The 9,600-nt window shown below is 71.5% G+C and carries 8 protein-coding genes; 2 read left to right on the top strand and 6 right to left on the bottom strand.

What is annotated here, in order from left to right; genetic code table 11:
- Positions 1-718: 718 nt before the first annotated feature.
- Positions 719-1,717, top strand: a complete 999-nt coding sequence (gene trpS, locus ACFWBN_RS04755) for a tryptophan--tRNA ligase (RefSeq protein ID WP_385170516.1) — start codon at positions 719-721, stop codon at positions 1,715-1,717.
- Between the two features lie 84 nt (positions 1,718-1,801).
- Here trpS and proC read toward each other — a convergent pair whose 3' ends face one another.
- The 5 genes from proC to ACFWBN_RS04730 form a co-directional block, all read right to left on the bottom strand.
- Positions 1,802-2,611 (bottom strand): pyrroline-5-carboxylate reductase, encoded by an 810-nt coding sequence (gene proC / locus ACFWBN_RS04750; protein WP_385170512.1) that lies wholly within the window; start codon positions 2,609-2,611, stop codon positions 1,802-1,804.
- 108 nt (positions 2,612-2,719) lie between these two features.
- Positions 2,720-3,457 (bottom strand): ABC transporter permease, encoded by a 738-nt coding sequence (locus tag ACFWBN_RS04745; RefSeq protein WP_385170551.1) that lies wholly within the window; start codon positions 3,455-3,457, stop codon positions 2,720-2,722.
- Between the two features lie 14 nt (positions 3,458-3,471).
- Entirely contained in the window at positions 3,472-4,329 is an 858-nt protein-coding gene (locus ACFWBN_RS04740) for an ABC transporter ATP-binding protein (RefSeq protein ID WP_385170510.1), read from the bottom strand.
- Positions 4,330-4,388: 59 nt separating this feature from the next.
- Positions 4,389-4,937, bottom strand: a complete 549-nt coding sequence (locus ACFWBN_RS04735) for a hypothetical protein (RefSeq protein ID WP_385170507.1) — start codon at positions 4,935-4,937, stop codon at positions 4,389-4,391.
- Between the two features lie 89 nt (positions 4,938-5,026).
- On the bottom strand, positions 5,027-5,323 hold the full coding sequence (locus ACFWBN_RS04730; protein WP_385170505.1) for an SH3 domain-containing protein: 297 nt from the start codon (positions 5,321-5,323) through the stop codon (positions 5,027-5,029).
- Between the two features lie 187 nt (positions 5,324-5,510).
- Between ACFWBN_RS04730 and ACFWBN_RS04725 the strand changes: the two genes are divergently transcribed.
- Entirely contained in the window at positions 5,511-7,544 is a 2,034-nt protein-coding gene (locus tag ACFWBN_RS04725) for a PQQ-binding-like beta-propeller repeat protein (protein WP_385170548.1), read from the top strand.
- Between the two features lie 167 nt (positions 7,545-7,711).
- On the opposite strand, the gene ilvD is transcribed toward ACFWBN_RS04725, so the two are convergent.
- On the bottom strand, positions 7,712-9,562 hold the full coding sequence (gene ilvD / locus ACFWBN_RS04720) for a dihydroxy-acid dehydratase (protein ID WP_385170502.1): 1,851 nt from the start codon (positions 9,560-9,562) through the stop codon (positions 7,712-7,714).
- Between the last annotated feature and the right edge of the window lie 38 nt (positions 9,563-9,600).

Here is a 9,600-nt window from a genome sequence, read left to right as displayed (position 1 = left end):
TTGAGTTCTCAAGGAACGGACGCTTCCTTTGTACTCACCCTCTCGGGCTTTCCTCCGGGCTTTCGTTCTGTTCTTGCGTTTCCGACTCTATCAGAGTCAGTCTCGCTTGCTTTCCAGGTTCTTCGCTTTCGCGTTTTCCCTTTCCGGCGGTTCCGACTCTATCAGATCCTTTCGGGCCTGACTGCCAGTCAGCGGCCTCCCGCGGAGCGGAAGTTGTTGCTGTGCTTTCGGGGCTGTTGGGCCCTTCCGGCGAGTGAGACAGTAGCGGATTCCCTGCCCCCGAAGCCAATCGGCGGCTGCGTCCTGGAACGCGGATTCCTCATTCGCAAATACGCATGAAAATGAGACGACAGAGTGCGTCGTTCGTTCGAATGTGTAGTGCGGGATGGCTGTCCGGGGACCGACCGGGGTCGGCGCTCACTTCGGACAACTCGAAGAACCTTACGGATCGGGCACGGGTGTGTCAACCCCAGGCTGACCGGCCGGAAATGCTCACGCCGTGCTCACCTCCCGCGGGCTACCCTCGGTCCCATGACTACGCATGCGCTCACGCTCAGCCTTCGCTGGTGGGCCGCCTGACGGCGGCCGACCTTCCACGCGAGCACGCATGCGCTCACGGCCGCCGCTACGGCGGCCGTTTTTGTTTCTCCCCTCCCGGGAGTGGCTCGGTCGCCCGACGCGTCGGCCCCGACACCACTCACACAAGGGAGAGCAGGACATGACGAGGATCTTCAGCGGGGTCAAGCCGACCGGGCATCTGACGCTGGGGAACTACCTGGGGGCCGTGCGGCAGTGGGTCGCCGCCGACCAGGAGCCGGACGACGCGCTGTTCTGCGTCGTCGATCTGCACGCGCTGACCGTCGAGCACGAGCCGGCGCGCGTACGACGGCTCAGCCGGCAGGCGGCCACGCTGCTGCTCGCCGCCGGGCTGGATCCGCAGCGGTGCACGCTGTTCGTGCAGAGCCACGTCGACGAGCACACGCGGCTGGCGTACCTGCTGGAGTGCACCGCCACCGACGGCGAGCTGCGGCGGATGATCCAGTACAAGGAGAAGGCCGCGAAGGCGCAGGCCGCCGGGGAGGGCGTACGGCTGTCGCTGCTCACCTATCCGGTGCTGATGGCCGCGGACATCCTGGCGTACGGGACCCATGAGGTGCCGGTCGGTGAGGACCAGCGGCAGCACGTCGAGCTGACGCGGGATCTCGCCGTGCGGTTCAACCAGCGCTACGGGCACACCTTCACCGTGCCGAAGGCGATCCATCCGGCGGTCGCGGCGCGGGTCATGGACCTGCAGGAGCCGACCTCGAAGATGGGGAAGTCGCACGAGAGCGGTGCGGGGATCGTCTATCTGCTCGACGAGCCCGGGGTCGTCCGCAAGAAGGTGATGCGGGCGGTGACCGACAGCGGGGACGGCGGCGTGGTCCACGACCGGGAGGCGCGGCCGGGGGTCGCGAACCTGCTGGACATCCTGGCGGCGTGTTCCGGAGCCGATCCGGCCGTCCTCGCCGACGGGTACAGCGGGTACGGCGCGCTCAAGCAGGATGTGGCCGACGCGGTGGTCGAGCTGCTGCGGCCGGTGCAGGAGCGGCATGCCGAGCTGGCCGGCGATCCGGCGGAGGTGGAGAAGGTGCTGCGGGAGGGCGCCGGGCGGGCTCGGGAGCTGGCGCGGCCGGTGGTGGACCGGGCGTACGAGGCCATCGGCCTGCTGAAGCCCTGAAGGGGTGTCGCGGATAGGGGTGCGGGTGCGGGCTCGCGCTTGTGCGGAGCCCGTACCCCTTACCTCTTGCCCCTTTACCGTCGCTCAGCTGTTGCCGGAGGCGAGTTCGCGGCTGCGGTCGCGGGCCGCTTCGAGGGCGGCGATCAGGGCGGCCCGTACGCCGTGCTTCTCCAGCTCCACGATGGCGTTGATGGTCGTACCGGCCGGGGAGGTGACGGCCTCGCGGAGCTTGACCGGGTGCTCGCCGCTGTCGCGGAGCATCACGGCGGCGCCGATGGCGGCCTGGACGATGAGGTCGTGGGCCTGGGCGCGGGGCAGGCCGAGGAGGATGCCGGCGTCGGTCATGGCCTCGACGAGGAAGTAGAAGTAGGCCGGTCCGGAGCCGGAGAGGGCCGTGGCCGCGTCCTGCTGGGACTCGGGGACGCGCAGGGTCTTGCCGACGCCGCCGAAGATCTCCTCGGTGTGGGCGAGGTGCGCGGCGGTGGCGTGGCTGCCGGCCGAGATGACGGACATGGCCTCGTCGACGAGCGCGGGGGTGTTCGTCATGACGCGGACGACGGGGGTGCCGGGGGCGAGCCGCTCCTCGAAGAAGGAGGTGGGGATGCCGGCGGCGCCGCTGATGACCAGGCGGTCGGCGGGGACGTGCGGGGCGAGCTCTTCGAGGAGCTTGCCCATGTCCTGCGGCTTGACGGTGAGGATGAGGGTGTCGGCGCGCTTGGCGGCCTCGGCGTTGGAGACGGCCTCGACGCCGTAGCGCGTACGGAGCTCCTCGGCGCGTTCGGCACGGCGGGCGGTGACGAGGAGCTTGGAGGCGGGCCAGCCGCCGCGGATCATTCCGCTGAGCAGGGCCTCGCCGATCTTGCCGGTACCGAGGACTGCGACTGTCTGGGTCATGCCCGATTCACCTCGCCGAACTGTGCGTGCTTGTGTGCACGCGTGCTGCGTCCACGTGCTCATCCTTGCACTCGTGCACGGGGCGCCGGGGTGTTGTCCGCAGTGCGGTCAAGGTGTGCGGCGGCGGAGGGTGGCGGCGCCGAGGGCGAGGACCAGCAGGGCGCAGGCGGCGACGACGAGGGCGTCGCGGACGAAGTCGGCGGTCATGTCGGTGTGGGTGAGGACCTGGGTCATGCCGTCGACGGCGTAGGACATGGGCAGGACGTTCGAGATGCCTTCGAGGACGGGCTGCATGGTGTCGCGGGCCGCGAAGAGGCCGCACAGGAGCAGCTGGGGGAAGATCACGGCCGGCATGAACTGGACGGCCTGGAACTCGGAGGCCGCGAAGGCGGAGACGAAGAGGCCGAGGGCGGTGCCGAGGAGGGCGTCGAGGAGGGCGACGAGGAGGAGCAGCCAGGGGGAGCCGACGACGTCGAGGCCGAGGACCCAGAGGGCGAGGCCGGTGGCGAGGAGGGACTGGACGACGGCCACGGCGCCGAAGGCGAGGGCGTAGCCGGCGATGAGGTCGCCCTTGCCGAGCGGCATGGCGAGGAGGCGTTCGAGGGTGCCGGAGGTGCGCTCGCGCAGGGTCGCGATGGAGGTCACCAGGAACATCGTGATGAGGGGGAAGATCCCGAGGAGGGACGCGCCGATGCTGTCGAAGGTGCGGGGGCTGCCGTCGAAGACGAAGCGGAGCAGCGTCAGCATCAGGACGGGGACCAGGAGCATCAGCGCGATGGAGCGCGGGTCGTGGCGGAGCTGGCGCAGGACGCGGGCGGCGGTGGCGGTGGTGCGGGCGCCACTCATTGCGGTCATGGCGGTCATCGCTGCTCCTCGCGGACGGGGGTGGGGGTGGCGGTGGCGCTGCCGGCGGTGGCGTTGGCCTCGTCGACGAGGCGGAGGAAGCCTTCCTCGACGGTGGCGGAGTGGGTACGGGTGCGCAGGGCGTCGGGGGTGTCCTGGGCGAGGATGCGGCCCTCGCGCATGAGGAGCAGGTCGTGGCAGCGCTCGGCCTCGTCCATGACGTGGGAGGAGACGAGGATCGTGGCGCCGCGGGTGCGGGTGATCTCGTGGAAGAGGTTCCAGAGGTCGCGGCGCAGGACGGGGTCGAGGCCGACGGTGGGTTCGTCGAGGACGAGGAGCTCGGGGGTGCCGAGGAGGGCGACGGCGAGGGAGACGCGGCTGCGCTGGCCTCCGGAGAGGTTGCCGGCGAGGGCGTCGGCGTGGGTGGTGAGGTCGACGTCGGTGATGGCCTGCCGTACGGCGTCGGCGCGGCGTTCCGCCGCTGCCCGGCCGGGGTCGAGGATCGCGGCGAAATAGTCGAGGTTCTGCCGGACGGTGAGGTCGTCGTAGACGGAGGGCGCCTGGGTGACGTAGCCGATGCGGGAGCGGAGCTCGGGGTGGCCGGCGGGGCGGCCGAGGACGTCGAGGGTGCCGGTGACGTGGGCCTGGGTGCCGACGATGGCGCGCATGAGGGTGGACTTTCCGCAGCCGGAGGGGCCGAGGAGGCCGGTGATGCGGCCGCGGGGGACGTCGAAGGCGATGCCGTCGACGACGGTGCGGGGGGTGCGGCCGGTGCCGCGGCGGACGGTCAGGGCGTGGGCGTGCACGGCGGGGGTGGGGACGGGGGCGGGGGCCCGTCCGGTGCCCGTGTCTTGCTCGGGAGCATTATTCATCATGTGATGAATAATGCTCCTGGCGGTGCCGGGGCGTCAATCGGCCGGAGGGTGCGGGTCGGCTACTTCTTGCGCTTGGGGCGGCGGGCGGCCGGGTTGCCCGTACGGGCGCTGCGGCGGCGGGCGAATTCGGCCGAGGCGCGCTCGTACTCGGTACGGCGCAGCTTCTCGCCCGGGGCCTCGACGAGGCAGCGGAGGAAGTACGCGATGAGGGAGCCGATGAAACCGATGGCCTTGAGGCCCTTGAGGGCGGCCTCGTCGGAGGAGGGGGCCGGGCGGCGGCTGAAGGACTCCCAGGTCTTGGCGAAGGCGATGGAGCTGGCGATCGCGAAGAGGATGACGACGGAGATGCTGAGGAAGGGGCCGACGTTGCCGATCTCCAGGCCCTCGTAGGCGAGGCGCAGGAGGTAGGCGGCGGCGACGGCGGTGAGGAGCGAGCCGATGGCGGCGCCGGCGCGGCGCAGGGCGTAGCCGCCCTCGTGCTTCACCCAGGTGGTGCCGAAGAACCGGATGGGCTCGGGCTCGGGGCCGACGGGCGCCGCCGCCTGGGCCGGGGCCTGGGCGGCCGGCTCGGCGGGGACGGTCTGGTCTCGCTGGTCGTCGTCGCTCACATCAGCGATTATCCCTCGCCGGGCCGGGCGAGCCGGGTGCGTCTCACGTGGCAGACGGGTCGGGGCGGGGCCGTGGGGCCCCGGGGCCCTCAGGCGCAGCGGCCGGCGACGTAGCCGTCGCTGCCCGTCTTGACGTAGGCGTCCGAGACGAACCGGCCGTTGCCGATGCAGTCCCAGAGGTTGGTGGTGCCGTACGGACCACTGACGGTCGTGCCGGGGCCCTGGCAGCGGATCGTGACGTACCCGCCGGCCGGCAGCATGTCGACGATCGAGTAGTTGGTGCCCGGGCCGCTGCGCACGTTGACCCGGTAGCCGGGCGCGAGCGGGTACGTCGTCAAGCCCGCGTCGGTGGTCTGGATCTGGCTTGAATCGTTCTCAATGGTCATGTGAAAACTCCCCCCTTGGGTGTTGCTCTGCGCAACGCGCGCAGGGTAGCAAGCCCTTGGATGTTCGCACGGGGCATCGACTAGGCTCCGGCGGGGGTGGTGAGCGGTGCATTCGCTGCGTACGGACGTGGGGTTCCCTGAGTACGCCGGGCAGTACCGGCTCGAATCCGTGCTCGGCTCCGGCGGCATGGGCGTCGTCCACCTGGCCGCCTCCAGCTCGGGGCTGAAACTCGCCGTCAAGGTGGTGCACGCCCAGCACGCGGTGGATCCCGAGTTCCGGGCCCGGTTCCGGCAGGAGGTCGCGGCCGCGCGGCGGGTGAGCGGGGCGTTCACCGCGCCCGTGGTGGATGCCGATCCGGATGCCGAACGGCCGTGGATGGCCACCCTGTTCATCGACGCCCCGACGCTCGCCGATCGCGTACGGGAGCGGGTGCTGGACCCCGTCGAACTGACCCGGCTCGCGGCCGGGCTGGCGGAGGCCCTGCGGGACATCCACCGGGCCGGGGTCGTGCACCGGGACCTGAAGCCCAGCAACGTGCTGATGGCTCCGGACGGGGTACGGGTCATCGACTTCGGCATCTCGCGTCCGGCCGACAGCGATCTGCGGACCGAGACGGGCAAGCTGATCGGGACGCCGCCGTTCATGGCGCCGGAGCAGTTCCAGCGGCCCCGGGACGTGGGGACGGCCGCGGACGTGTTCGCGCTGGGTGCGGTGCTGGTGCACGCGGCGACCGGGCGCGGGCCGTTCGACTCCGACAGCCACTACCTCGTGGCGTACCAGGTCGTGCACGCCGAGCCCGACCTGACGGGCTTGCCGGCGCGGCTCGTCCCGATCGTGGCCCGTTGCCTGGCGAAGGATCCGGCGGAGCGGCCGACAGCCGATGCTCTGATCTCCGAGATGCGCGCCATCGCCTACCCGACGAGCGAGGACACGCAGGCTTTCATCCCCCGGCCGCGTCGACCCGTCGCGGACGAGGAGATCACCCACCGGCGGGAGCGGATCGCCCCGGATGGCGCGGGGGCAGGGAGGCGACGCAGGCCGGCACTGCTGGCAGCGGGACTCGGGCTGCTGCTCACGGCGGGAGCGGTCGGCGGCTACCTGCAGTTCGGGTCGGACGCCGAGGCGTCGGGCCAGGTCACGGCCGGGGCATCGGAGGCGCCTTCGGCTACGGGGAAGAGCTTCTCGCCGTGGGCGATGTCCCTGCTCGGGCACCCCGCGTCGTGCTCGGCGGAGGCCGGAGCCCTGTACTGCTCGGGCCGGGGGGTCACCGCCGCTCGGCTCGACCCGGCGGACGGCTCGGTGCTCTGGTCGGTCCGCACGACCACACCGGCCCCCGAGGTGGCAACGGACAATGTCCCCCTGCACGCCGGCGGGGTGGTCCTGGCGATGGCGCCCGGCAGCGAGCTGCTCCAGGCGCTGGATCCGAAGTCGGGTGCGGAGCACTGGCGGCGGAAGCTGCCGGGTGGCACACGTGTGGTGACCGCGGGCCCGCTCGTGCTCTTGGTGGCGGTCAACGGAAGCGCCACCGCCCTCGACGCGGCGACCGGCGCCCCGCGCTGGACCAAGCAGATCGGCGGGTCGGGAGCCGTGTGGTGCGGCGCCCCGGGGCAGGCGGGCGTGCCCATGGTCTACGTGTCGACACCAGAAGCCGAGGGCAGGTCGTCCCAACTCGCCGAAGTGGACCCGGCCAGCGGGGCCGTGCGCTGGCAGATCCGGGCCGGCGGCAGGCTGCGACCGGTCGGGACCGCACGCGGTGCCGTCTACCTGCTGGACAACGACTCCGGTACGAAGACGGGTGGCATCGTACGGGTGGACCTGGCGAGCCACGCGACACACCGGGTGCGGCTGTCGGCTCCGCTGGACGAGGCGGAGGCCTCGGTGGGCCCGGACGGAACGGTGTACGCCTTCGAGGCAAGAGGCGGCCTCGTGGCGGTCGGCGCGGACAAGGAACAGTGGCGACTGGAGACCGGCGTCGGAGCTGCCTCCCACCCCGTGCTCGCGGACGGCCGGTTGTACCTGACCGCGTCGGACGGGCGGCTCCTGGCCGTCGACGCGAAGGCCGGGCAGCTGCTGGGCCAGACCAAGCCCCGTATGGGCGGCAACCAGGGTGTCGTCAGCGGGTCGGTGCCCGCGCCCGTCGTCGCCGACGGGCGGGTCTACGCCTCCGCGCCCGACGGGTCGATCTTCGCTGTGGATGCCGGAAATCCCGGCGGCTGGTGACGGGGCCGGCCCCGCCCGAAGGGAATCGGGCGGGGCCGGCGGCGAGGCAGGAGCGAGCTACCGGCCCCAGCGGTCGACGGACGGAGTCCGGCGCAGACGGACGCTGTTACACGAGCCGCTCCGCGGCGCGGCCGGGAGGCCCGCCAAGGCCGAGCGGTGCGAGGGCGTCAGGAAAGGAGGCTCACGTCGCGGACGGCGCCCTTGTCGGCGCTGGTGGCCATCGCGGCGTACGCGCGCAGGGCCGCCGAGACCTTGCGCTCGCGGTTCTTCGGGGCGTAGACGCCGCCCAGGGCCGCGTGGCGGGCCGCCAGGGTGGCGTCGTCGACCAGCAGCTCGATCGAGCGGTTCGGGATGTCGATGCGGATCCGGTCGCCGTCCTCGACGACGGCGATGTCGCCGCCCGAGGCCGCCTCCGGGGAGGCGTGGCCGATGGAGAGGCCCGAGGTGCCGCCGGAGAAGCGGCCGTCCGTCACGAGGGCGCAGACCTTGCCGAGGCCGCGGCCCTTGAGGAAGGAGGTCGGGTAGAGCATCTCCTGCATGCCGGGGCCGCCGCGCGGGCCCTCGTAGCGGATGACGACGACGTCGCCCGCCTTGATCTCCTTGCGCAGGATCTTGTCGACGGCCTCGTCCTGCGACTCGCAGACGACCGCCGGGCCCTCGAAGGTCCAGATCGACTCGTCGACGCCCGCGGTCTTGACGACGCAGCCGTCGACGGCGATGTTGCCGCGCAGGACGGCGAGACCGCCGTCCTTGGAGTACGCGTGCTGCACGGAGCGGATGCAGCCGCCCTCGGCGTCGAGGTCGAGGGTGTCCCAGCGCTCGGACTGGGAGAAGGCGGTCGCGGAGCGCACGCAGCCGGGAGCCGCGTGCCACAGCTCCATGGCCGTGTCGGAGGCCGTGCCGGAGCGGGCGTCCCACTTGGCCAGCCAGTCCTCCAGGCCGTCCGAGTGGACGGTGGTGACGTCCTTGTTCAGGAGGCCGCCGCGGTGCAGCTCGCCGAGGATGGCGGGGATGCCGCCGGCCCGGTGGATGTCCTCCATGTAGTACGTGCCGCCGGGGGCCACGTTCGGCGCGACCTTGGACAGGCAGGGAACGCGGCGCGAGACGGCGTCGATGTCGGTGAGGTCGTATTCCAGGCCCGCTTCCTGCGCCGCGGCCAGCAGGTGCAGGATCGTGTTCGTGGAGCCGCCCATGGCGATGTCGAGGGCCATGGCGTTCTCGAAGGCCTCGCGGGTGGCGATGTTGCGCGGCAGGACGGACTCGTCGCCGTCCTCGTAGTAGCGCTTGGTGATCTCCACGACCGTGCGGCCGGCGTCCTCGTACAGGGCGCGGCGGGCGGTGTGCGTGGCGAGGACGGAGCCGTTGCCGGGAAGGGCCAGGCCGATGGCCTCGGCGAGGCAGTTCATCGAGTTGGCGGTGAACATGCCGCTACAGGAACCGCAGGTGGGGCAGGCGTTCTCCTCGATGCGGAGCACGTCCTCGTCGGAAACGTTCTCGTTGGAGGCGTCGACCATGGCGTCGATCAGGTCCAGCTTGCGGACGGTGCCGTCGACGAGGATGGCCTGGCCGGCCTCCATCGGGCCGCCGGACACGAAGACGACCGGGATGTTGAGGCGCATCGCGGCCATCAGCATGCCGGGGGTGATCTTGTCGCAGTTGGAGATGCAGATCAGGGCGTCGGCGCAGTGCGCCTCGACCATGTACTCCACGCTGTCCGCGATGAGGTCGCGGGACGGCAGGGAGTACAGCATGCCGCCGTGGCCCATGGCGATGCCGTCGTCGACCGCGATGGTGTTGAACTCGCGCGGGATGGCGCCCGCGGCGCGGATGGCGTCGGAGACGATCCGGCCGACCGGGGCCAGGTGGGTGTGGCCGGGCACGAACTCCGTGAAGGAGTTGGCGACCGCGATGATCGGCTTCCCGATGTCCTCGCTCGCTACGCCCGACGCACGCATAAGGGCGCGTGCGCCCGCCATGTTGCGGCCGTGGGTGACGGTGCGGGACCTCAGCTCGGGCATGCGGTTTCACTCCCCATGAGTGCGGCTGCTGCGTGGAT

Origin of the sequence: Streptomyces sp. NPDC059989 (assembly GCF_042736975.1) — a bacterium.
Classification (GTDB): Bacteria; Actinomycetota; Actinomycetes; order Streptomycetales; family Streptomycetaceae; genus Streptomyces.
The sequence above is the reverse complement of the archived record's forward strand: the minus strand, read 5'-3'. Positions and strand labels throughout refer to the sequence as shown.